The organism is Bacillus sp. FSL K6-6540, assembly GCF_038007545.1.
Window position 1 is genome coordinate 2023960 of record NZ_JBBOXH010000001.1, and the last position, 24005, is coordinate 2047964.

Consider the following 24005-nt stretch of genomic DNA (forward strand, 5'->3'; position numbering starts at 1 on the left):
GTCGATCGTTGCTGTCATGCCCATATATAAAACGCTTACATTCAATATAATTACATACCAATTTAATGTCAATATATTATATTTAATAAATTTTATGCTGTTATATTATTTTGTTGTTCTGCGCGAGTTAATGGTGGTTCTTTGGATCGTTTACTTTGGTTTGAAGTGAGATCTCTTTGTTTTCAAGATGTGAATTATGCTGATTATTTTAATTATATCATGTTATATTGATATGGGTCGTACCTCTGGATTTTCGATTTTTCGGATCGTTTATGTTTGGCAGCCGGATCCATTAGATCCGCAGAAACTCCATTGGCCCAAGACTGCGACTGGCGTTTGGAATTTACGGGAAAGTGATAGCGCATTTAACGATTTTGCGCATCAGTTTCCCCCGTACAGGCACTTCTGGGCCGCTGCCTACATACAATGAGAAGACCGAGAAACCGAGCGCGATAAGGGCCGGTTGCATTGTAACTTCGCAGGAGGTGTCCTAAAGTGCCTGGATTGTTTACCGCAATTGCTTTGTTCATTAAAGAGTTGACCCTGCTCGTTTCGTATGTGAAAAACAACGCGTTTCCCCAGCCTCTGACCGAGGAGGAGGAAGCTAAACATCTGCAGCGAATGGCCGAAGGCGATCCTCAGTCGCGGAATAAACTGATTGAGCATAATCTTCGGCTGGTCGCGCACATCGTCAAAAAGTTCGATAACACCGGCGAGGATCTGGAAGATCTCATATCCATCGGCACCATCGGTCTGATCAAAGCCATTGAAAGCTTTCGGCCCAACAAGGGGACGAAGCTGGCGACGTTTGCTGCCCGTTGTATAGAAAACGAAATATTGATGCACTTGCGTTCGCTTAAGAAAACGCGCAAGGACGTATCCCTGCATGATCCGATCGGAACGGATAAAGAGGGGAATGAAATTACTCTAATCGATATCCTCGGGACGGAAGCGGATGACATTGTGGATGCGGTGCAGCTGAAAATCGAGAAGAGCAAAATTTATCGAAATCTGGACATATTGGACGACCGGGAGAAGGAAGTTGTCATAGGACGGTTTGGATTGGAAGCCGGGGGAGAAGAACGGACGCAGCGGGAAATCGCCAAGGAACTGGGAATTTCGCGCAGCTATGTGTCGCGCATTGAGAAGCGGGCGCTGATGAAGCTGTATCATGAGTTTTATAAGCAGAAACGATAAGAAGCGGCTGTTCTCACATCAAAAGGATCGAAGAGGATTGTCTATATAAAGAAAGATAAAGCCACTTCCACATGATGGAAGTGGCTTTATCTTAGTTGTTTCAGTTAGAAAAAACGATGCTCGGCAAGAGGCTTCGGAAATTAGGAGTGCTTAGTCAAAACTATCATGATGCACGGTGTTATGTAGGGTTCGGCGCGCTCTGCTTGAAGAGTGAGCGCAGATCCAGGCGCGCATGACGCTCGGATTTGAGCTGCTGCCATAGCAGCACGCGGCGGATCGCCATCGGGGCGATGATGCTGCCGATCATGCCGAGCAGATCGGATTGAAGCGCTCTTTGAGCGATGATGTAACCGCAAGAACCGCCGATAAATTCGATGGACATGTAGCGCTTGACGCTCGATAACGTGACGACATAAATCACGAATTCATCCTTCTCTTTCTTAATGGGCATGGTATACTCCCCCGCTCCCTCATGTCTTTTAACACTGCAGCCAACGGTGTTTCTTCCTGGGGATCGTGTGTTAGATGCGCGTTTTTCACATGCCATTTTATGTATTTTTATAGGTCATTATGCATTCGGTGTCGGGTGAATACAAGCCCTGTTACGACAAAAACCAACCGTCTTGTCCAAAGAACGACGGTTGGTTATAAACTCCTACTCAGGTTTCTTTTGTCCCGGATCTGCTTGCATGCTCTCGTCTTCGCCGGGATACTCCCGCTCGATGCCCATGTGCAGATTGCGATCCTCGTAATCGAACCGATTCGGAGGCCGCTGATCCTTGCGCCAAGGCGTGCTCTTGCCGAGGGAATCGCTGCGAAGATCGGAACCGTAGGGTCCCTCGGGAAATTCCTCTGCCACCAGATCGTTCCGTTGGGACTCAACGGTAGACAAATCCGTGGACTCCGCTCGTTTTTCTTTTTCAAACCCGTTCATGCTAAAGACCTCCCGAAAAGGTACTTAACGTACCCTTTCAGTGTTCCCTGTATTAGAGGAATCATTCCGATATGTGCGCGGCACCGACTGTGCAAACTAAATATTACAGACCTGCAGCGCCGAATACGCTGTTGAAGGCTTGGCGCGATTTGGCAGCCAGCTCCTCTGGAGTACCATCCGGTGTGGAAGGCGTTAAAATTTCTTGCGTTACCGGGCCCTTATAGCCGATATCGTTCAGCGCCTGAAGGAAGCCTGGCAAATCAATCACGCCCTCACCCGGGTAAAGGCGGTCATTATCGAGTACGTCCCGAATTGGAATGTCCTTGGCATCGTTGATGTGGACATGAACAATCTGGTCTGCGCGCAGCTGCCGGATATCGTCGGTTGTCATCTCGTTGGTGTACCAGTGATAGGCATCATACAGCAGCCCGACATTCGGCTCCCCGATGGCATCGATCCAATCCAACGTCTCTTGTACCGTCCATATGAACGGGTTCTTCCATTGGGTGCGCAGATGGTGCGGACCGACGAACTCCAGGCCCAATCGGATTCCGTATGCTCCCAGAATGCTGGCGCAGGCCCGCAGCCTGGAAGTGGCCAGCGCCATGAAATGGGCTGCAGGCGCGTCCGTGGAAGGAAGAATGTATGTACAGCAGCGGGTGCTGCCAAGCGCCTTGGCGGCGGCCGCGGCGGCCGGCAGCTTCTCGAGTCCGCTTAGGAACTGCTCGTTCGACCCTCTCCATTCCACCGGGAGACCGATCGCCCCGATTTCCAGTTGGCGGGATTGCAGCATTTCGGCAGCCGCTTCCGCGCCAAGCCGGTCCACAAGACCTTTGGCATCGATATCGACGCTTTGGAATTCATATTTGGCCGCAAGCTCGATAAACTGTAAATCGCTTTCAAGTTTTCCGAGCCCTGCGCTTGTTAAACCTTGCAGCATATTCATCGTCTCCATTCGCTATATGATGTCGTATTGCTAGAGGCGGGTGCTTGTTTATATCAACCCGTTTGGCATTTCATAGTTTCTATTATGATATGTTCAACTCTATAAATCTATGATCGCTTTTTAATTTTTTGAAGAAAGATAACGATGGTGGCCGCAGTCGATCGTTGTTTTGAGAGGATTTTGTTATAAACCGGCATGAATTCCATTCGTTTCGAAGGGGATAAAGGACGTTATGCCGAAGTAACCATGTCATATGAACTTTCACTTAACACGCGAAAAGGAGATTTAACACAGAATGAATACCATTGAGCAGCGTAAGAAAGAGCTTGGCAACTTGCGTCCGGAACCAACGATCGATGAGCAGGTTTTGAATGTTTTTTGGGAGGGAGTGCTAAAGTCGCATGGGGACAGACCGCTTCGCATGGTTAGTAGACCGGAAGCTACGCCTTATCCCCATATGGAGGTATCTCGGGTAACCTATCATGGATATGATGATACTCCTATCAACGCTTGGCATATAGCGCCGGCTAATCATTCATCGAAAGCAGAGGCCAGGCCGTGTATCGTAACCTTCCCGGGTTATACCGGAGACCGCGGATTTCCTGAACGGTATGCTCATTGGCTGATGCTGGGGTATACGGTGTTTGCCGTCGACGTCAGGGGTCAGGGCGGGGAGACGGGGAATTTGCTGCCGCTGGACAGCGGCGTGGTTAAAGGCTGGGTGTCGCAGGGGATTACGGATATCCATCGCTCCTATTACATGGCCATTGCCATGGATGCCGTGAGAGCCGTGGATGCGGCATCACGGCAGCCGGGAGTAGACCCTGCAAAAATCGCCGTGGTTGGCGGGAGCCAGGGCGGCGGCCTGTCGATGCTGGCAGGGGCGCTGAACCCCAAGGTTGCGGCCGTCGTAGCCGACATTCCCAACATGTGCAGGATGGATTACGGCATTTTGTATTCGGTCAGCTCGTTGAACGAGATCGCCCAATACATAAAGCGGTACCCGGAGCAGCTGGATCAGATTTTGGCACATCTCGCGCATTTTGACATGCTGAATCTCGCGCCGCGAATCCAGGCGCCGATCATGGTGTCCGTCGGATGGAAGGATACGGTTTGCATGCCCGAGACCATCTATGCGGCTTACAACCGGATCGAGGCGGCAAAAGAAATCAGGGATTATCCGTTCTCCGGCCATGAAGTCAGTGAGTATCAGAAGCGGGAAGGCGTTTTGTTCCTGGAACGGGTATTTAATCGGAGATAGACAAATGAACGGAACGGGAAAATAGGGCTTTGTCCCGTTCTAAGGATGTGTAAAAATGTGAAAAGAGATCACGCACGAACGGTATATCGCAAGTCATTGTGTGATATATATGTCATATAAATTAACATAAAACTAAATCTTGTTAACTTTTTTGACGTTAATGTATTGACAATCCTCAGTGTTGGCCTATAATTAAACCCAAGGACACAACGAACTCGATAAACACCCTATACCTACCCCGGTCAATGTAATAATAATTTACACAAAGGGATGTTGAACCATGATGACAGCAGGCGAACTCAAACAGGATCTTTTGAGGGTTTACAACGCGATAAATAAGAAAATATTTAACGTGGGTGTAAAGCAGCAAAAAGTCGATTTCGTTGGCAACAAAATCATCATTGTGTCGAGGAATAGTAGAGTCCCCGTCCTAAAACTGCTGGATGAGAATTACCCCCTCTCTACCCGGCAGTTGGACCACCTTTTATTCCAGGTGTTCAAGCAGGAGATTAAAACCAGCCTGGAAGAAAAGTTTCCGTTTAAAATCATCTCCATTCTTAAAGACTATGATGCAGAGACCGAGTTCTCCGGTACCATCGTATTCTTGGAGAAGGAGATAGAAACATATCTGAACGACATGCCGGAACTCGGGTAGAGAGCGGGCCGATCGTCAGTTTGGTACCAAGGTACACGTTGGTGTGCGGCTTGGGGCTGGACTGGCGATTTTTTGTTACATCCGCTTTTGAAAATAAATGTGTGTTGTTACTGAAAAAACATGAAAAACAAAGAAGAGGAGGAAGGGCCATGACTCACAAAATCGAAATTTCGGGCGTCAGCAAGTGGTTTCGCAGAAACGGGGAAGAGATTCCGGCCATGCGGGAGACGAGTCTGGCGATCGAGGAGGGGCGTTTTGTCAGCATAATCGGTCCCAGCGGTTGCGGCAAATCCACCCTGTTCAACATTATCGCCGGCCTGATGCCTCCATCCACGGGCAAAGTGATGGCCGACGGAAAGGATATCGTCGGTACGACCGGTTATGTGGGCTATATGCTGCAAAAGGACATGCTTCTGCCATGGCGCACCATTCTCGATAACATCATTCTGGGCATGGAGGTTCGGGGCGTTCCCTACAAGGAAGCCGTGGAGAGGGCGCTGCCCTTGATGGAGAAATACGGTCTGAAGGGCTTTGACAAGCATTATCCGAAGGAACTCTCTGGGGGGATGAAACAACGTGCCGCGCTGCTGCGGACGCTGCTCTACGACAGGGACATCATTTTGCTGGACGAGCCGTTCGGTGCGCTTGATGCACAGACCCGGTTGACCATGCAGAACTGGCTGCTGCAGATCTGGGAGGACTTTGGCAAAACGGTGCTGTTTGTCACCCACGACATCGATGAAGCGATTTACCTGTCGGATGACATCTACGTATTCTCATCCAGGCCCGGCCGGATCAAGTCCAAAATCACCGTGACGATGGAGCGTCCACGCAAAACGGAAGACATGACGTCGCCGGCATTCATGGAGCTGAAGCATCATCTCATGGACCTGCTGTCGGCTGGGCATGAGGAAGAGCAAATATCGTAAAGCGAGAAGAACGAAAGGAGAGGGAGCCTGATGGAAACTGCACGCAAAGAGGCTTTTATCGTACATGCCGTGACACCCGCGGAGTCTGCCGCGGGTTCGTCCAAGCGGCCGGAGGTCGTGCCGTACATATTGGATGAAGAGGGACTGGAGCGCCGCAGGAGCCGGCGGATCGTTTGGGGAAGGGCCGCTGTAGCCGTGCTTGTTTTTCTGGTGTGGGAAGTGTTCACCCGAATCGGCCTGCTGGACTCCTATTATTGGAGCAGCCCCAGCGCGATCCTTCGCACAACCTGGACCCAAATCACCGAGGGGACCTTGTTAAGGGACATTACGTACACGTCCGGTTCAACCATACTCGGGTTTGTGTTCGGCACCTTCCTCGGTGCACTGCTCGGGCTATCATTCTGGTGGTCGAAATCGTATGCAGGGATCAGCGAGCCGTACCTAATCATACTGAATGCATTGCCCAAACTCGCCTTAGCGCCCGTACTCGTCATTCTGCTCGGAATCGGATTCTTCTCGAAGGTGGCTCTGGCGTTCTCCATGACGGTTGTCGTGTCGGCCCTGTCGGCATACAGCGGCGTAAAGAGCGTGGACCCGGACATGGAAAAGCTGATGTACTCCCTGGGCGCCAAGCGGCATCAGGTCTTTACCAAGGTCGTTGTACCGTGGTCCATGCCCTGGATCATCAGCAGTTTACGGATCAATATTGCCCTTGCGCTGGCAGGTGCCATCGTGGGCGAGTTCATCGCCTCAAGCCAGGGCGTCGGCCGGATGATTATGTATGCAGGAACGATACTGGATATCAACCTCGTGTGGGTGGGCGTCGTCGTCCTGTCGCTGCTGTCCATGGTGATGTACTTGGGCGTGGTCGTACTGGAGAAATGGTTATCCAAGGGCTTGACCAAGCAATAGCACTGGACACATCCACCCAAAACGAACTATTTCTATTAAAAAGGGGAATTCATATGAACAAAAAAATGAGGAAACGTTCACTGCTGTTCGCACTGGTCATGGTCACCGCCCTGCTTGGCGCCTGCGGCAACGAGAAAAGCGACGGCAGCACCGTCTCCGCTTCCGGCGACGGGAAGCTCAAGAAAATCGTGATCGCCGAGCCGCTCCACTCCACGGGCTATCTTCCCCTGTACGTCGCACAGCGCGAAGGCTACTTCGAGAAAAGAGGGCTGGATGTCGAGGTTATCCAAGCGGCAGGGGGAGCGCACGTAACCGCCGTGGTCAGCGGTGATGCCTGGGGCGTTATCGGCGGGACGGAGTCCAATGCCTTGGCCAACAACAACAATTCCGACCCGATCATCTCGGTCGTCAATGTCGTCAATCGGGCGAACGTGTATTTAATGGCTAAGAAAGGCACCGCGCCTGCGGGCGATTCCCCCGAGGACCTGAAGGCATTTTTGCAAGGAAAAAAGATTAACGCCGGCCGCCATGGCGGTACGCCGAATCTCTTAACCCGCTATCTGCTGATTCAGTTGGGGCTCGATCCGGAGAAGGATGTGCAGCTGCTGGAGCCGGCCGACGGCTCCACGGTGGTGACGATGGTTCAACAGGGCGCAGCCGATATCGCCAATGGAGCCGAGCCGCAAATCAGCGACGGAATTTCGAAGAACGTGTGGGAGGAGCCGTTTTACAAATTTCATGATCTCGGGGATTTCTCGTATTCGGTGCTCAGTGTGAAGAAGTCTACCATCGAGAAAGATCCGGAAGCCGTTCAAAGCTTTACCGATGCCATCATCGAAGCGCTTGAAGTCGTCCAGTCGGATAAGGAGCTGGCCAAGAAGAATCTGAAAGCCGAATTCCCCACATTATCCGAGGATGCGATACAAGCTGCGCTGGACCGTGCCTATGCAGACAATCTGTGGAGCTTGGACGGGATGATTTCGGAAGAAGCGTTGAAGCATGATATGGATGTCATGATAGAGACTGGAATTTTTAAGGGGGATTATACCTATGATGCCCTGGTGGATATGCAGTTTGTGAACCAATCCAAGAAGTAAGCATTAGAACATGATTCCAAATATACGTGCCTGAAGGGGAGAGTTACGATGAAATCTTTGAATCAACTGATGCTGGGAAGCAAAGCGGCGGTGATCGTGGTGGATGTGCAAAACGATTATTGCCATCCGGACGGGGCATTGCCTAGAGCGGGCTGCGATGTTAGCGGGGTGGCAGAGATGATGCCGCAGCTGCATAAGCTGCTTCATTCCGCCAGGGAGCTGAATGTGCCGATTATCTTCATCCAAACGCTGCATGAGAGAGCGACGGATTCCGAGGCCTGGACGACCAGGTCCTCCGGACGCTCGGCTCATGTGTGCCGGAAGGGAAGCTGGGGAGCGGAATTTTACGAGATCACGCCCGAGGCGGACGATATTATTGTCAATAAACATCGATACAGCGCATTTGTGAATACTAGACTGGATTCGGTATTAAAGACGCTGAAGATCGAGACCTTGATCATGACGGGAGTCAGCACCAATGTGTGCGTGGAATCGACGGCCCGGGACGGCTTCATGCTGGATTATCATATCGTGCTTGCTGCGGATGCCTGCGCGTCGTATTCGCAAAAGGCCCATGACATGACGCTCGAGAATATCGAGGGTTATTTCGGGAAAGTTAGTGAGGTGGCACATCTTATCGATATTTGGATGGATAAAAAACCCGAGGAACCGGTGCGGCCGAAATCGGCGGCGCAGCCGGCCATCGGTTAGCTTGCAAGGTATTCTGGTTCAAGCAGAGTGAAGCTCTCCGCATGGGGGAGCTTTTTCTCTGAGCGGCACCGAAATTCATGAATAAAGCGGGTGAGTCCTGCATGAACAGCAAATCAAGGATGATTGTTCAATACACCATATGTTTAGGGGCATTTCTGTCCAATCTGTCGGCCGGCATGTTCAACATCGCGCTTGTAGATATCGCAAGAACATTCGATTCCTCTATCCCCGCGGCACAGTGGATCGTGACCGCATATTTGCTCGTCATCTCCATCCTGCTCCCGGTCATGGGTAAGCTGGGGGACATGCTGGGCAGGCGGAAGATCCACAATATCGGCTATTTCGTGTTTATGGCCGGTGCGCTATGCTGCGCATTGTCTCCTTCCTTAAACGGTCTGATATCTTCCCGGATTCTTCAAGGCATCGGAGCGGCCATGTATCAAGCCACGAATATGGCGCTCATCATCTCCGTGTTTCCGAAGGAACAGCGCGGTAAAGCGCTGGGATTAATCAGCACGTTCGTGGCTGCGGGCTCCATGATCGGTCCGAGCCTTGGCGGAATCTTGATTCAATGGTTTTCGTGGCGGAGCAATTTTTGGCTGCTTACGGCGATCTCGCTGGTTGCATGGATATTCGCGCAGCGTTTCATTCCGAAGGACGAGCCGGATCAAGGCGTGAGCCGGCTGGACGTGCCGGGGGCTGCCTTTTTTGCGATATCCTTAACCGGACTGGTTACGGCCGTGAATTTGGGGGCTCAGTGGGGATGGGGTTCCTGGCAGGTTACGCTGCTGTTCATGATGTTCGGGGCAGGAGCCGCCGCATTCATCGGGTGGTGCCTGTCTTCCCGCTGGGAGCGAAAAGGGAAGGGCCATCTTCCGTTTATGAAGCTGGATCTGTTTCGGGATGCAGGCGTTAGCGTCGGAATCATCATTACCATCATCACCTATATGGCCGCTTTCTCCGCGCAGCTTGTGCTGCCGGTGTTTTTGCTCAGCGAGCTGGGCATCGAACCTGCGACGGCAGGGCTGATCATGATGGGGTACCCGCTGTCGTTGATCATATTCTCCCCCTTAAGCGGAAGCTTGTCGGACAAGCTGGGGACGTTCCCGTTATTGTCTGCCGGCTTGCTGGCCATGACGGCGGCGCTAATCGTGCTGGGCTTTGTATCGCCTGCGTATCCGATCTTCTTCCTGATTCTGCTTATCGTCCTGCTCGGCGGTTCCATGGGCTTGATCACGCCGCCGAACAATTCCCTGGTGATGGGCAGGACGTCCAAAACGGACCTCGGACTGATCAGCAGCATTTTGGCGCTGTCGCGAAATCTGGGGATGATGTTTGGCACGGCGGCGGGAGGTGCCATGCTGGCGCTTCCGGGTCAAGCGGCAGGGGGGCTTATCGGTTTTCGCATGATATTTGTGCTGAATACGGCGTTGGTTGCCATCGTTTATGTCACGATGCTCATATCGTTTCGCTTCGCCAGGCATAAGGAAACGTTATCTTCGTAAATGCAGAAAGAAAAAAAGGGTATCCCGCGGTCTGTTCAAGACCTGCAGGATACCCCTTTCCATTTCCGTTTGGCTTACGCGCGGTCCAGGATCGTCTGGAGCGTCGTGCGGTCCAAGCCCTTGACGAGCTTGATCAGAAGCTCTTTGGCTGCCTCGTAGTCGTCCGTGTGGATGATGGACGAAGAGGTGTGGATATACCGGGAGCAAATGCCGATGATGGTGGACGGAACGCCGATGCCGCTTAAATGCACTTGGCCAGCGTCCGTGCCGCCCGGCGACACAAAGTATTGGTATTTGATTTTGTTTGTCTCCGCCGTATCCTGAACGTACTCGACCATGCCGCGATGGGTCAGCATCGTCGGATCGAAGATGCGAAGCAGCGCGCCTTGACCCAATTGGCCGAACTGGCTCTTGTCGCCCATCATGTCGTTCGCTGCGCTGGCGTCCAGACCGAAGAAAATATCCGGCTGAATCAGGTTTGCCGAAGTGCGGGCTCCGCGAAGGCCCAGCTCTTCCTGCACGGTCGCACCGGCGTATACCGTGTTGGGAAGCTTCTCGCCATGGAGCGCCTGGACCAGCTCGATGGCAAGGCCTACGCCGTAGCGGTTATCCCATGCCTTGGCCATGATTTTTTTCGGATTGGCCAGCGGCGTGAATTCGCAGATCGGAACGACTTGCAAGCCGGGACGAATGCCGAACGACTCCGCTTCGGCCTTGTTGTCGGCGCCGATATCGATATACATCGTTTTGATGTCGACCGGTTTGCTGCGCTGCGCTTCATCCAGCAGATGCGTAGGAATGGAGCCGACAACCCCGACGACCGGGCCGTTGTCCGTGATGATCTGCAGGCGCTGGGCAAGCACGGCTTGGCTCCACCAGCCGCCGAGCGGCTGGAAACGAACCATGCCCGCTTCGGTAATGCCGGTTACCATGAAGCCGACTTCATCCATGTGTCCGGCCACCATGACTTTCGGACCTTCATCGTTACCGCGAAGGACGGCGAACAAACTGCCCAGCCGATCCTGCACGAACTCATCTGTATATGGAGAGAGGGCATCCTTCACCCAAGAACGGAGTTCCCTCTCAAAGCCCGGTGCAGCAGGGAATTCCGTTAATGTACGGAATAATTCCAGTGTTGATTCATTCATGACGAAATCGCTCCTTTAGAAAAGGTATGTAAGAGTTTTTCCTTTTCTAGTATGCCCCTATACATCCGAAAAGTCTACAAAGCCGGCATCATCAGGCTGCGTTATATAAATGTAACTGGAACAAGCACCCCCTATCCTGGACGGGAATACGATATAGAAAAACATGTGGATGTTTGTTGTCAGCGGGAAGGGGCAGAATATGAACCGCCATGGGATTGATGGATACGACTATCATGCCGAAGTCCGAGAACTTCTGCTCATTATGGTCTTGTTCATCCTACTCGTCATTTTATTGAAATACATTCTTATATAACGGCCGGCTTCAAACGAATCAAGTCAGCGAGTTTAAATTTCAGCTTTCGGGATGCTCCTGGAAGCTGATTTTCGCGTTGACGTCACTATGGCCGGACAAGCCATGATGCGTGGGCGAGAAGGATGATTTTCCAAACATAAAGGGAGATCATTCAAAGCATAATGATATGTGAGTGATATCCATAGCGGCTTTTCAGCGTTTGTTCAAGGGATTCCATACTTAACCAATTGCGGAGGTGTATTGAAATGTCAGGCTCCAACCAAAAGCCTAAGTCTGATATCACCACAATGAGCTCGGCGGAATATCAGACGATTGCCAAAAAGCATGAGCCTCCCCGCGCTGTGCTTAAAAATTGCTTGCGCGCTTTTTTGGTGGGAGGCCTCATCTGTTTGATCGGCCAATGCATTCAGCGTTTTTTTATGTCCGTATTCGATATGAGCACCACCGAAGCGAGCAATCCCACGGTCGCCGTATTGATCATCCTCTCCGTCATTCTGACGAGCTTCGGCGTATATGACAAAATCGCGCAATGGGCCGGAGCGGGCAGCGCCGTGCCGGTCACGGGGTTTGCGAACTCCATGTGTTCCGCTGCGCTTGAACATCGTGCAGAGGGATTGGTCCTCGGGGTCGGAGCCAGCATGTTTAAGCTGGCGGGCTCCGTGATCGTATTTGGTACCGTGGCTGCGTTCATTATCGGTATCATTTACGCTATTTTCGGCATCGAGGGGAGGTAACGCGATCATGAAGGTGATCGGTCAAACATGGCAGTTCGAGAACAAACCCGTCATTATCGGCACGGGGACGATCGTTGGCCCTGAAGAAGGGGAAGGTCCGCTGGCCAACGATTTCGACTTTGTCTACGACAATATTGAGATCAACGAAAAAACATGGGAAAAGGCGGAACGGAAGCTGCTTGAAGACGCGTCGAGAAAAGCCGTCGAAAAGGCGGGCATCAAGGAAGACCAGCTGCAGTTTTTCGTGGGCGGGGACTTGATGAACCAGATCATCAGCAGTTCGTTTGCCGCCAGACAGATGGGCGTGCCGTATATCGGCGTGTTCGGTGCTTGCTCCACATCGATGGAGAGCCTCGCGGTCGCCTCCATGCTTGTCGATTCGGGCGGAGCCCAGTATGTCATGGCTGGTACGGCCAGCCATAACTGTACCGTCGAGAAGCAGTTCCGGTATCCGACGGAATACGGATCGCAAAAACCGCCTTATGCGCAATATACGATCACGGGAGCAGGCTGCTCCGTCGTTTCGGACAAGGGAGACGGACCTGCCGTGACGTATGCCACCATCGGCAAGGTGGTCGATCTGGGCATCAAGGATCCGTTCAACATGGGGGCGGCGATGGCTCCGGCGGCGGCCGACACGATCACGAAGCACTTTAAGGACACGGGCCGGCAGGCGAAGGATTATGATCTGATCGTGACGGGCGATCTTGCCTCGGTCGGGCTTCCCATTGCCAAGGACCTCCTGCAGCAGAACGATGTCATCATGGACGGCACGGTATTTGCCGATTGCGGCTTAATGATCTACGACATGGAAAAACAGAAATACGTCAACGCAGGGGGCAGCGGCTGCGGCTGCTCGGCGGTTGTCACCTACGGCCATATTTTGAAACGGATGCGCAAAGGCGAATTGAAAAAGGTGCTGGTCGTTGCTACCGGTGCCTTGCTGTCGCCCCTTTCTTACCAGCAGGGTGAGAGCATTCCGTGTATCGCTCACGCCGTAGCCTTAGAGATGGGAGGATAACAAGATGCAGTTTTTATGGGCGTTTATTATTGGCGGATTGATTTGCGTCATTGGGCAAATTATGATGGACGTTATTAAACTGACGCCGGCGCATACGATGAGCACGCTGGTCGTTGCAGGGGCCATCGCGGACGGCTTCGGATTGTACGAGCCGCTGGTGAAATTCGCGGGAGCGGGAGCCTCCGTGCCGATCACGAGCTTTGGCAACTCGCTTGTGCACGGCGCGTTGACGGAGCTGGGGAGGGACGGCTGGATCGGGGTCGTGACGGGGATATTCGAAGTAACCAGCGCGGGGATATCCTCGGCGATCATTTTCTCCTTCCTGGCAGCGCTGTTAGTTCGTCCGAAGGGATAACATCGTGAACATCCAGAAGCAAAAGATCTCGGCTTTATGCCGGGGTCTTTTTTTTCTTCCCTAAAGGGCTTGTAAGAAGGAGAACAACCAAAATATCTCTACGAATGTACTCCGGGACTTCGATCATGTACAATAGTACTAAATTAAGTATTTATTCCCTTACAGGAGGTTAGTCATACATGCCCGTAAGCCAAGAATCCATGAAAATCATTACCTCGGTACGAACCAATCTGGAGTCGTGCCTGCTAGGCAAAGAATTTGAGATCCAATTGCTCCTTACGGCGCTGCTCGCTGGCGGACATGTACTGATCGAAGATGTGCCCGGCACGGGAAAGACCCAACTGATCAAAGCACTAGCGAAATCCATGCAGGGGGATTACCGCCGCATTCAATGCAACCCGGATATCCTCCCGAGTGATATAACAGGCGTTTCCGTATTCCACCCTCGAGACGAAATGTTTTACTTCCGACCAGGTCCGGTCATGACCAATATTTTGCTGGCGGACGAAATCAACCGGGCCACAACCAAAACGCAGTCGGCCCTGCTGGAAGTGATGGAGGAGCGCAGCGTAACGGTGGACGGGGCTACCCACGAACTCCCGCATCCTTTCATGCTGTGCGCGACCCAGAACCCGATTGATTTTGAAGGCACCTATATGCTTCCGGAAGCGCAGCTGGACCGGTTCATGCTGAAGCTGAGCCTGGGTTACCCTGATGCCGCCACGGAGAAGCAGCTGATGTACCGTTCGCGCGACGGGCAACTGTCGGACAAGCTTCAGCCTGTGACGCATATGGATAAGATTTCATCCATTCAGCGCGAGATTCGCGAGGTATTCATCGGCGAGCCCGTTGCCGATTACCTGCTGAATATCACCCGCTCGACCCGTGAGCACCCTTCCGTTATGCTGGGCGCAAGTCCACGGGCCACCCTGTCCTTCATGAATGCGGTTAAAGCCTATGCCTTCCTGCAAGAGCGGGATTACGTTCTGCCGGATGACGTGAAGACGCTTGCTCCCTACGTACTTTCGCACCGGATCATGCTGCGTCCGGAAGCCAGGCTCGACAATGCGAGTCCGGAGTCGGTGCTTGAGTTTATACTCCGTCAGGTTAAAGTGCCTGTTCAGATGGGGAGATAGGCATGCGCCGCGCGGTTTCGTTATTTTTGAATGGCATGCAGCCGTCCAGACTGGCAGCGGTATTGGCGGTATGGTGCCTATGTCTTTTGTATGTTTTATTCCAGGGAGGGAAAACCTCGCTCATGCTCTTCTCCATGGTCAGCCTTCTGACGGTCTATCTGATCGGCGCGGGTTTTGGCGGAGTCAATCGCGTCAAAGCGCACCGGGTCGTCCTTGGGGGAACGGAGCGCGTTGGAGAACAGCTTCATGCCGGCGAGCAGGTGCGCGTTAAGCTAGAGGTCCATGTCCCAGGGTTGCTGCCGATGCCCTATATGATCGTGCGTGAAGTGCTGCAGAGGCATAACGGCGACTCCTGGTCCTTTGAAGACAGCGTCATTCCGAACCTCCGGGGGGCAGGCAAGCTTGTATTCCAGACTCCTCCGCTCGAACGCGGGCGATATGTTTTTTCCAAGACGGAATGCATAAGCGAAGATATCTTCGGATTGATGGAGCATAAGGGACGCATCGAGGTTGAAACGGATTTCCGCGTTCTTCCGAGAACCATTTATATTCCAAAGTGGCAGCGGAACATACGGAACTCCAGATTGGGCGGGACGCAAACCACGGTGTCGGCTGCAAGGCGGGAAACCACGCAGATCAACGGCGTCCGCGATTATGTGTATGGCGACCGGATCTCCCGGATTCACTGGAATGCAACGGCGAAGACCGGCTCTTGGAAATCGAAGGAATTCGAGCATGAGTCCTTCCCCAGAACGATGATCGTTCTGGATTGCGCCGCCGACGGGTACGACAATGCCCAGCAATTCGAGCTTGCCGTATCGGCAGCCGCTTCGCTGATCGAATACGGGGCCAAGGAGCATGCGGGGACGGGGCTGTTCACGGCTGCCCAGGAAACCCAAATGTTCGCTCCGGCCGATCACGCCGGGGAACGGATGCGCATGATTCAGCATCTGGTTGACGTGGATTATAACCGGAAGAGCAAGCTGATTGCTGCCCTTGAGAAATCCTATCGCCATTTCCCAAAAGGAGCCTTGTTCCTGCTGATCAGCCCGATGAGCGGCAAAGAGGCTTCAGAGATCATGCGCTGGGTGGAGACCAGAGGGATGAACCCTTGCTTCTTGCAAATCGCTCCTTCCAAAGAAACAACAAAACGCGATGAATCGATTTCGCTCCTGCAATCCCGGGGGATCTCAAGTTATTCGGTTGCTTCCCTCGATGAGCTTCCGGCTGCGCTGGGAGGTGGTGCATGATGAAGTTATGGTTGGACAAACTATCGACGACCTTCTTCAGCACGTTAACGATGCTGTGGATCTGGATCATGGGGATGCAGTGGGTATCCTTCACGGAAACGATATGGCTGTCGGAAACGACCGCCATCGTTATCGCGGCTTTAACGATAACGGCGGTTACCGAAGCGCTGCTGCCGATCAAGCAGGGTTACCGAGTGGTTCTCCAGTTTCTATTGATCCTGTATTGCGTATACAGTTTGCTGAAAATTTCCGGCAATCCGGTTCCTGTCTTCGGAGCGGAAAGTTTCCTGACCGAAGAACTCCTGTATCTCTTTCCTTATTTATGGTTTGCTATCGCTGCTTGGGCCATGTTCCTCTTTCTTGCCCGCTGGGCCAAAACCAAGGGACGCGTGCTTCTTGTAGTCGGGATCCACGTCATTAGTTTTGCCATTTTGGATTCCTTCACGAAAATCGTGCTGTGGGATGAGATTGCTTGGGTCGTCGGGGCCGGAATGGGCTGGCTCGTATCCAGCCACTTCAACCGGTTCCGCAGACGCTTTCCTCAAGGATGGGTCAATCTGTCGAAGTATCCGTTTAAGATTATCGCCAATATTCTGGTCATTTTCTCATTGATTATCGTGGCCGGCGTGAACATGCCCCACGTGAAGCCGACACTGACCGATCCTTATACGGCATGGAGAGAGTGGAACGGGGTACCGTTATCCGGCGTCGGCACATCGGGGACCGGAACCCTTATCGAATCGGCGTCCGAAAGCATGTCCGGTTACGGAAGAGAGGATAACGATCTTGGCGGCGGTTTTAATTTTGATTATTCGCCGGTGATGTCGATCACCTCGGAAGAACGCAGCTATTGGCGCGGCGAAACCAGAGCCGTGTACTCGGGCACGGGCTGGGCTGACGGAGCCAGCAGCCGTCGATCCGGGACGGGAGTCGACATCGGCGACTCCTTGGCGGGAGAAGCCGGCTCTTCCGTACCTACCAAAAAGCTGGAACAATCGGTAACGATGCTGAGCGACACGGTGTATCCGGTCTTGTTCGGGGCCTACAGCGTTCGTCAGCTGGATAGCCTGGATGAGGACATCGATCCGGACCGGCTCAGCTGGGTGACCGAAGGCGCGGAGATGCATTTGGACGACGTTCGCGATGCGGACTATCCGAAGAGTTATACCTTGACGTCGGAAGTTCCCGTCATCCCGATCGATGAGCTGAGCGCCAGAACTTATGATGAACTGTATTCCGGCTCGTTCGACGAAGCCTACGTCCAGATGCCGAGAAATTTCCCGGACCGCGTATCGGATCTGGCCGAAGAAATTACGGCGGACGGAGACACGCCGTATGAGAAGGTTATGCTTTTGCAACAATATTTAACGAGCAACTATACCTATACCAACACCCCCGACCTTTCGCTCAAAAAGAGCGACGATTTCGTAGATGCCTTTTTGTTCGAAATTATGGAAGGGTATTGCGATTACTTCTCCACGTCCATGGTGATGATGACTCGGTCGCTGGATATCCCTGCACGCTGGGTCAAGGGTTACGCCCCCGGCAGGATGACGGCTTCGGAATACGTTCCGGTCGACGGTCAAACCTCGATCGAGCCTGATAATTATACCGTTACAAACGCTGACGCCCATTCCTGGGTTGAAGTTTACTTCGGCGAGTACGGCTGGGTTCCGATCGAAGCGACTCCGGGATTCAGCATGCCGATTCTGACGGCCGACGCCGACGCTGAGCCCGTCATCGAAGAGGAAGTCGAAGAGGAAGAGAAGGCCGAGGACGAGGCAGCTCCTGCCCCAACTTCTGATAATCCATCATCCGGATGGGTTAAAATCATAGTAACGGCAGCGGTGGTTGTCATCGTGCTGTGGATTCTGTATATCTTGTGGAGAATGCGCATCAGCCTGCGCTTCGCCCGGGCACGGATTCGGGCAGGCAAGCCGCTGACGGCAGCGGATAAGGTGATTGCCGAGACGGAACGCTGGATCCGTTCCGTTCAGCGCAAGGGATTGGTAAGGCAAGAACATGAAACGCTCCGTGAATCGGTTCGCCGCTGGGCATATGCACATCCTGAACTGGAAGCAGAGCTGAGACCGCTGCTGCAGCAGTTTGAGGCTGCCCGTTACAGCCCTGCGGAAGTGAAGGAAGAGCAGTGGCGCTCGGTCCAACAGGATGCCGAGAAGCTGAAGAAGTCCATCAAGAAGGTCCGCATTGTGCCGGACAAACGTCTATCAACGTAATCCAAGAAGACAGACCGCGTCACAAGTGGTTGTTCTTGCGATATCAGGATAGCTTGATATGAATACGTTCTGATATCGGTCATTTCAAGACCGCCCGGTCCGCTTCGACGGCTGCCGGGTGGTCTTTTGCTGGTAAAGATTGCAATCCGGAAAGAAGGAAGGCGCCGGCCGTGATTATTTTTACTAAGGAACCGGAATATGGTATAGTTTTTCGTATGAAATTGAGGTGACGAATTTGTTTGAAATGTTAATCCCAAAGCTCCGTGTCAACACGGTTTTTGATATTAACCTGGAGGAATTATATGAGCAGGGGTATCGTGGAATCATTACCGATTTGGACAATACCCTTGTTGGGGCCAAGGCGCCGCTTGCCACGCCGGAATTGGTCGTTTGGTTCAAAAGAGTGAAGGAGATCGGTTTCCAGCTCATCATCGTCTCGAATAATCAGCTCGAGCGCGTATCTAAATTCGCGACGCCGCTGGACATCCAGTATGTGCATGAAGCCCGCAAGCCAAGCAATACTCCGTTTCGCAAAGCGATGAACATGATGGAGCTCACTCCGGAGAAAACGGTTGTTGTCGGCGACCAGATGCTGACCGACGTATACGGCGGGAATCGGCTCGGCTTGTATACGGTTCTGGTTATGCCCATCGCCATCAACGATGAAGGATGGTTTACCCGCCTCGTCAATCGTCGGGTGGAACGCATCGCCTTGACCCGTTTGCGCAAAAAAGGATTATGGATGGAGGAGGAACCGAAATCATGACGTTGCCTACAGGCGGAGATGACATCAAGAAGTGCAGCGGCTGCGGCATACCGCTTCAGAGCGCTGCACAGGACAAGCCGGGCTATTTGCCGGAGAAGGCTTGGGACCGCGACCCGGTTATTTGCCAGCGCTGTTTCCGTATCAAGAATTACAACGAGGCTTCTTCGGTCGCCGTAGACCAGGATGAATTTTTACGGCTGCTCGGACAGATCGGCGGCAAGAATGCGCTGGTCATTCACATCGTGGATCTTTTCGATTTTGAAGGAAGCCTGATTTCAGGGCTGCAGCGGTTTGTCGGCAACAATCCGGTGATTCTGGCGGTTAACAAAACCGATCTTCTGCCGAAGGTGACCAATTGGAACAAGGTTCTGAATTGGGTGCAGAAGCAGTGCAAGGAGCATGGCCTGAGAACGGAAGACATCGTGCTCTGCAGCGCGAAGAAGAACCAAGGCTTTGAGCGGCTGCTGGAGACGGTTGCGCATTACAGGGGCGACCGGGATGTCTATGTGGTCGGCGCCACGAACGTGGGGAAATCCAGCTTGATCAATCGCCTGATCCGCGACTACAGCGATCTGGACCAGGAGCTGACCGTTTCCCGTTATCCCGGAACGACGCTCGATATGGTCAATATTCCGCTGGATGACGGCCGGTATATTATTGATACGCCCGGCATTGTGTACCCATGGCGCTACAGCGAGCTCGTGAGCCGTGAGGATCTGGGGACGGTCATGCCGGAGAATCCGCTGAAGCCGATGGTATACCAGCTGAACGAAGGGCAGACCCTCTTCTTCGGAGGTTTCGGCCGCTTTGATTTTCTGCAAGGGGAGCATCAATCCTTTACTTGTTTCATCAGCGGCCGGCTCGGCATTCATCGGACCAAGCTGGAACGGGCGGATTCGCTATTTGCGGAGCATGCCGGGGAGCTGCTGTCCCCGCCGACCAAGGAACGGCTTGAAGAGCTTCCGGAATGGACGAGGCACGAAATCCGTATTCCTAAAGGTGCGCGCCAAGACGTGTTTATCTCGGGACTCGGCTGGATCAAGATCAACGGTGAGCAGGGAGCGCTCGTAGCGGTTCATGTACCTAAAGGAATCAAAGTCCTGTCGCGTCCATCCCTGATATAAGTGATATATCCCAATGGTAACCGTCCGGCTATCATGGGAGAGGCAGAGGAGAAATGAAAGTGAATCCAATGAACGAGCGTGATTATTTGCTCCTTGGCGTAATGGGGGATCCGATCGGCCACTCGAAATCGCCGGCCATGCATGATGCGGCGATTAACGCCCTCGGTTTGTCAGGAGCGTACGTCCCCCTTCATATTCGTCCGCAGGGCCTGGGCGACGCCATCCAGGCCGTCAAAGCACTGGGATTTCGAGGGGTGAACGTAACGATCCCGCACAAGGTGGAAGTCATGAAGTATTTGGACGTCGTCGATGAAGGGGCGCTGCGCATCGGTGCCGTGAACACCATCGTCAATGACAACGGCAAATTGACGGGTTACAATACGGACGGCATCGGATATGTTCGTTCATTAAAGGATGAAGCCTGTCCCGACCTGAAGGGAAAGCGCATCGTTGTCATTGGTGCGGGCGGTGCCGCAAGAGGCATCATCTATGCCCTCATCGGCGAAGGGCCCGAGAAGATATCCATTGTAAATCGGACGTCCGCCAAAGCATTGGCGCTTGCCGAGGAGTGGAGCTCGCTTGCGGACTTGAGAGGGTACGGAGAGGAACATGCCGGAGAGGCGTTGTCGGATGCCGATGTAATCATTAACACGACCTCGGTGGGCATGTTTCCACGGGTTTCGGAGCTTCCCATTCCGCCGGAGTCCATACGTGAAGGGATCGTTGTCAGCGATTTGATCTACAATCCGTTGAAGACCGAGCTGCTGCGGCAAGGCAAGCTTCGGCGATGCACCATACACGGCGGGCTTGGAATGTTCATTAATCAAGGCGCCTATGCATTCGAATATTGGACGGGTCTGACGGCACCCGTGCAGGCCATGAAGGAAGCCGTTCTGACCAGCTTCCAATCCGAGTCTTAATATCTTTGTTTATTGATTAATGCTTATGCAAAAGCTACAATATAGCTTTCGACAAGCAGCAGGCTTTAATAATTGAATGTTTAAGGAGTAATGACCAAGCATGTTAACAGGAAAGCAAAAACGACATTTACGCTCGCTCGCCCATCATCTGGATCCGCTGTTCCAGGTAGGCAAGGGAGGCAGCAACGAGCATCTGATCCGTCATATCTCCGAGGCGATCGAGAAGCGGGAACTCATGAAGGTATCCGTGCTCAACAACTGTCTTGAAGACCCGCGCGAAATCGCCCAGGAGCTTGCTGAAGGAGCCGGAGCCGAGCTGGTGCAGGTGATCGGCAAGACGATCGTGCTTTATAAAGAATCGAAAGACCACAAAACCATCGAACTGCCGTAGGGGGGCCGGACGGCTCCAGCTTAGCGGATATTAATAACTCTCTTATTAGGGGAGGTGAACCCGGATGAAGGTGGGGATAATGGGCGGAACCTTCGATCCCATTCATATCGGGCATATGCTCGCAGCCGAATGCGCGCGGGACGCTTACGATCTGGAAGAGGTGTGGTTTATGCCAAGCCACATCCCGCCGCATAAGGAAGATGCCGGCGTTACCGGCCTGATGAGGCTGGAGATGACCGCTGAAGCCGTAGCTGACCACCCTTCGTTTCGCACGTTGGATTGGGAAGTGAAACGCGGCGGCGTCTCCTACACGGTAGATACGGTCAGAGAGCTGCGCGATGCGTACCCCGAGCATGACTTCTACTTCATTATAGGTGCGGATATGGTTGCGTATCTTCCCAAGTGGAACCGGATCGGCGAACTGGCGGAAATGCTGACTTTTATCGGGCTTAACCGTCCCGGAACCGAACTATCGGTGGATGATCTGCCTGATTTTCTGCAAAAGGCGGTTGTCACGGCCGAGATGCCGCTGATCGAAATCTCCTCCACCATCATTCGGAGCCGGGCGGCATCGGGCTCGTCCATCCGTTATATGGTGCCGGACCGAGTATACGATTATATTGTTAGGAGCGGTATTTATGGATTACAGCCGTGATGAACTCATAGAAGCCGTATCCTCCCAGATGCCGGCCAAGCGCTGGGAGCATACCAAAGGCGTCATGGAAACCGCGGTCATCCTTGCCGGCAGGTTCGGAGCCGACCCGGTTAAGGCGGACTTGGCCGCCATCCTTCATGACGTGGCCAAATACTGGCCCGTGCAGAAGCTTCATCAGATGATGGTGGAGCATAAGCTCTCCGACGAGCTGCTCCATTACGACAAACAGCTTTGGCATGCTGAAGTCGGGGCATTCGTAGCGGAACACGAATATGGCGTAACGGATGCCGAAGTGCTTGACGCCATTCGGTACCATACGTCGGGGCGCATCGGCATGACGCTCCTTGACAAGGTGGTCTGCCTGGCGGATTATATGGAACCGGGGCGGGATTTCCCCGGCGTGAATAATATTCGCGAACTGGCCAACCATAGCCTTGAAGAGGCGCTTGCAGCCGGTTTTGATTCGACGATTGGATATCTGCTCTCGCGCAGACAAATCATTTTTCCGTTGACGGTGCTAGCCCGCAACGATCTAATTAAGCAATTGGAGGCGAATTCATGACGTTGAAACCGAATGAATTGTTAAATGTGGCAGTAGCTGCCGCTGAAGATAAAAAAGCGATGGATATCGTGGTTCTGGATCTCAGAGGGATTTCCCTGATCGCCGACTATTTTGTCATTTGCCACGGTAACTCGGATACCCAGGTTCAAGCGATCGCAACCGAGGTCCGCAAACGGGCTCATGACGAGGGCGTGGCATTGCGCGGACTGGAAGGAATGGATGCTGCCCGCTGGGTGCTGATGGACCTTGGCGACGTGATCGTTCATATTTTTCACCGCGATGAGCGGGAATACTACAACATCGAGCGTCTGTGGTCGGATGCCAAAGTGGTGGAGAACGTATGAGTCTGATTGCCGGCACATTAACGAAACTCGTTGTATCCAGGGAAGTGTCCCCTTACGGTTATTTTCTGGATGGCGGAGATCGGGATGTGCTTCTTCACTATTCGGAGCTTACGGGTAAAATCGAGCTGGGGGATACGATAGAGGTCTTTATATTCTTCGATACGGAAGACCGCCTGGCCGCAACGATGAAGAAGCCGTACCTAACGCTGGGCGAAACGGCGAAGCTTGAAGTGGCCGACGTCCATCCGCGCCTCGGCTGTTTCCTTGAGATGGGACTTGGCAGGCAGCTGTTGCTTCCGATCCGGGAATTGCCGGAGATGCGGGAGCTTCACCCGCAAGTGGGAGACCACGTGTTTGTGATCATGGAGCATGATAAGCAAGGCCGGCTGCGAGCGAAACTCGCCGGGGAACAAGAGCTAGCTCCGCTTGCGTTCCATGCGCCGGATTCGTGGAAAGGCCAATGGTTTACTGCCCTGGTGTATAAACCGCTCCAGATGGGCACGTTTGTCATCATCGACGGCGGCGTGGTCGGCTTCGGCGCGATCGGCATGATCCATTCCTCGGAACGGACGCGGATGCTGCGTCTTGGCGAAGAGGTAAAGGTTCGGGTCAGCCATATCCGGGAGGATGGCAGGGTCAACCTGTCCATGGTTCCGCAAAAAGAGATCGGACGGACCGATGATGCAGACCGGCTGCTGGCTTTTCTGAAGGAGCGTCCGGGCCATGCGATGCCGTATTCGGATGAAACGCCGCCCGACATCATCAAGCAGCGTTTCGGCATCAGCAAATCCGCCTTTAAACGCGCGCTTGGCAAGTTGATGAAGGACGGTTTGGTTACGCAAAAGGACAGCTGGACGTATATGGTCAATCAAGAGGAGAACTCCGGTTCAAACGAATAACCC

26 protein-coding genes are annotated in these 24005 nt (G+C 53.1%); 22 read left to right on the forward strand and 4 right to left on the reverse strand.

Translation table 11 applies throughout. The annotated features are described in order from the left end of the window. Positions 1-495: 495 nt before the first annotated feature. Positions 496-1197: an RNA polymerase sporulation sigma factor SigK gene (gene sigK, locus MHH82_RS08830; RefSeq protein WP_006208952.1), complete on the forward strand. Its 702-nt coding sequence runs from the start codon at positions 496-498 to the stop codon at positions 1195-1197. Between the two features lie 178 nt (positions 1198-1375). Here the strand turns inward: sigK and MHH82_RS08835 are convergent, their stop codons facing one another. The 3 genes from MHH82_RS08835 to MHH82_RS08845 form a co-directional block, all read right to left on the reverse strand. Further along, positions 1376-1648 carry a hypothetical protein gene (locus MHH82_RS08835; RefSeq protein WP_340965260.1) on the reverse strand — a complete coding sequence of 91 codons (273 nt, stop codon included), beginning with the start codon at positions 1646-1648 and terminating at the stop codon, positions 1376-1378. A 204-nt stretch (positions 1649-1852) separates the two neighbouring features. After that, positions 1853-2131 carry a hypothetical protein gene (locus MHH82_RS08840; RefSeq protein ID WP_015734143.1) on the reverse strand — a complete coding sequence of 93 codons (279 nt, stop codon included), beginning with the start codon at positions 2129-2131 and terminating at the stop codon, positions 1853-1855. A gap of 103 nt (positions 2132-2234) precedes the next feature. Next, complete coding sequence (locus tag MHH82_RS08845) at positions 2235-3071, reverse strand: sugar phosphate isomerase/epimerase family protein (protein WP_340965263.1); 837 nt, start codon at positions 3069-3071, stop codon at positions 2235-2237. A 301-nt stretch (positions 3072-3372) separates the two neighbouring features. Here MHH82_RS08845 and MHH82_RS08850 point away from each other — a divergent pair, with 301 nt between their 5' ends. The 7 genes from MHH82_RS08850 (at position 3373) to MHH82_RS08880 (ending at position 10147) form a co-directional block, all read left to right on the forward strand. Beyond that, positions 3373-4338, forward strand: coding sequence for an acetylxylan esterase (locus MHH82_RS08850; RefSeq protein WP_340965267.1), 966 nt, complete (start codon positions 3373-3375; stop codon positions 4336-4338). Positions 4339-4618: 280 nt separating this feature from the next. Next, positions 4619-4993 carry a DUF2294 domain-containing protein gene (locus tag MHH82_RS08855; RefSeq protein ID WP_009592183.1) on the forward strand — a complete coding sequence of 125 codons (375 nt, stop codon included), beginning with the start codon at positions 4619-4621 and terminating at the stop codon, positions 4991-4993. A gap of 149 nt (positions 4994-5142) precedes the next feature. After that, positions 5143-5922 (forward strand): ABC transporter ATP-binding protein, encoded by a 780-nt coding sequence (locus tag MHH82_RS08860; RefSeq protein WP_009592193.1) that lies wholly within the window; start codon positions 5143-5145, stop codon positions 5920-5922. A 30-nt stretch (positions 5923-5952) separates the two neighbouring features. Next, a complete protein-coding gene (locus MHH82_RS08865; RefSeq protein WP_340965270.1) occupies positions 5953-6834 on the forward strand; it encodes an ABC transporter permease in 882 nt (293 codons plus the stop codon). Positions 6835-6887: 53 nt separating this feature from the next. After that, positions 6888-7931 (forward strand): ABC transporter substrate-binding protein, encoded by a 1044-nt coding sequence (locus tag MHH82_RS08870; RefSeq protein WP_145035264.1) that lies wholly within the window; start codon positions 6888-6890, stop codon positions 7929-7931. A 48-nt stretch (positions 7932-7979) separates the two neighbouring features. After that, positions 7980-8642 carry a cysteine hydrolase family protein gene (locus tag MHH82_RS08875; RefSeq protein WP_015734148.1) on the forward strand — a complete coding sequence of 221 codons (663 nt, stop codon included), beginning with the start codon at positions 7980-7982 and terminating at the stop codon, positions 8640-8642. A gap of 101 nt (positions 8643-8743) precedes the next feature. Then, positions 8744-10147, forward strand: a complete 1404-nt coding sequence (locus MHH82_RS08880; protein WP_036666192.1) for an MFS transporter — start codon at positions 8744-8746, stop codon at positions 10145-10147. Positions 10148-10221: 74 nt separating this feature from the next. Here the strand turns inward: MHH82_RS08880 and MHH82_RS08885 are convergent, their stop codons facing one another. After that, positions 10222-11295 carry a M42 family metallopeptidase gene (locus MHH82_RS08885; RefSeq protein ID WP_009592187.1) on the reverse strand — a complete coding sequence of 358 codons (1074 nt, stop codon included), beginning with the start codon at positions 11293-11295 and terminating at the stop codon, positions 10222-10224. Positions 11296-11853: 558 nt separating this feature from the next. Between MHH82_RS08885 and spoVAC the strand changes: the two genes are divergently transcribed. The 14 genes from spoVAC (at position 11854) to MHH82_RS08955 (ending at position 24002) form a co-directional block, all read left to right on the forward strand. Then, positions 11854-12342 (forward strand): stage V sporulation protein AC, encoded by a 489-nt coding sequence (gene spoVAC, locus MHH82_RS08890; RefSeq protein WP_015734151.1) that lies wholly within the window; start codon positions 11854-11856, stop codon positions 12340-12342. 7 nt (positions 12343-12349) lie between these two features. Further along, a complete protein-coding gene (gene spoVAD, locus MHH82_RS08895; RefSeq protein ID WP_145035268.1) occupies positions 12350-13363 on the forward strand; it encodes a stage V sporulation protein AD in 1014 nt (337 codons plus the stop codon). A gap of 4 nt (positions 13364-13367) precedes the next feature. Continuing rightward, the gene (gene spoVAE, locus MHH82_RS08900; protein WP_340965277.1) at positions 13368-13718 is read left to right on the forward strand and encodes a stage V sporulation protein AE; all 351 of its coding nucleotides are present in this window, start codon (positions 13368-13370) and stop codon (positions 13716-13718) included. A gap of 179 nt (positions 13719-13897) precedes the next feature. Then, positions 13898-14854, forward strand: coding sequence for an AAA family ATPase (locus MHH82_RS08905; RefSeq protein ID WP_009592163.1), 957 nt, complete (start codon positions 13898-13900; stop codon positions 14852-14854). A gap of 2 nt (positions 14855-14856) precedes the next feature. Beyond that, complete coding sequence (locus MHH82_RS08910; protein WP_015734154.1) at positions 14857-16104, forward strand: DUF58 domain-containing protein; 1248 nt, start codon at positions 14857-14859, stop codon at positions 16102-16104. Continuing rightward, a complete protein-coding gene (locus tag MHH82_RS08915) occupies positions 16101-18341 on the forward strand; it encodes a DUF4129 domain-containing transglutaminase family protein (RefSeq protein ID WP_340965282.1) in 2241 nt (746 codons plus the stop codon). Before MHH82_RS08910 ends, MHH82_RS08915 begins: the two co-directional genes overlap by 4 nt. Before the next feature lie 235 nt (positions 18342-18576). Further along, positions 18577-19107 carry a YqeG family HAD IIIA-type phosphatase gene (locus MHH82_RS08920; RefSeq protein WP_015734156.1) on the forward strand — a complete coding sequence of 177 codons (531 nt, stop codon included), beginning with the start codon at positions 18577-18579 and terminating at the stop codon, positions 19105-19107. Next, entirely contained in the window at positions 19104-20231 is a 1128-nt protein-coding gene (gene yqeH, locus MHH82_RS08925; RefSeq protein WP_015734157.1) for a ribosome biogenesis GTPase YqeH, read from the forward strand. Before MHH82_RS08920 ends, yqeH begins: the two co-directional genes overlap by 4 nt. Positions 20232-20284: 53 nt before the next feature. Further along, positions 20285-21151 carry a shikimate dehydrogenase gene (locus MHH82_RS08930; protein WP_340965285.1) on the forward strand — a complete coding sequence of 289 codons (867 nt, stop codon included), beginning with the start codon at positions 20285-20287 and terminating at the stop codon, positions 21149-21151. Between the two features lie 100 nt (positions 21152-21251). Beyond that, positions 21252-21542: a ribosome assembly RNA-binding protein YhbY gene (yhbY, locus tag MHH82_RS08935; RefSeq protein WP_009592173.1), complete on the forward strand. Its 291-nt coding sequence runs from the start codon at positions 21252-21254 to the stop codon at positions 21540-21542. A 64-nt stretch (positions 21543-21606) separates the two neighbouring features. Continuing rightward, the gene (gene nadD / locus MHH82_RS08940) at positions 21607-22197 is read left to right on the forward strand and encodes a nicotinate-nucleotide adenylyltransferase (protein WP_145035272.1); all 591 of its coding nucleotides are present in this window, start codon (positions 21607-21609) and stop codon (positions 22195-22197) included. Further along, positions 22181-22759 carry a bis(5'-nucleosyl)-tetraphosphatase (symmetrical) YqeK gene (gene yqeK, locus MHH82_RS08945; RefSeq protein ID WP_015734160.1) on the forward strand — a complete coding sequence of 193 codons (579 nt, stop codon included), beginning with the start codon at positions 22181-22183 and terminating at the stop codon, positions 22757-22759. The genes nadD and yqeK overlap by 17 nt, the downstream gene beginning before the upstream one ends. After that, a complete protein-coding gene (gene rsfS / locus MHH82_RS08950; protein WP_009592160.1) occupies positions 22756-23103 on the forward strand; it encodes a ribosome silencing factor in 348 nt (115 codons plus the stop codon). The genes yqeK and rsfS overlap by 4 nt, the downstream gene beginning before the upstream one ends. Further along, on the forward strand, positions 23100-24002 hold the full coding sequence (locus tag MHH82_RS08955; protein WP_340965291.1) for a CvfB family protein: 903 nt from the start codon (positions 23100-23102) through the stop codon (positions 24000-24002). The genes rsfS and MHH82_RS08955 overlap by 4 nt, the downstream gene beginning before the upstream one ends. Positions 24003-24005: the final 3 nt, after the last annotated feature.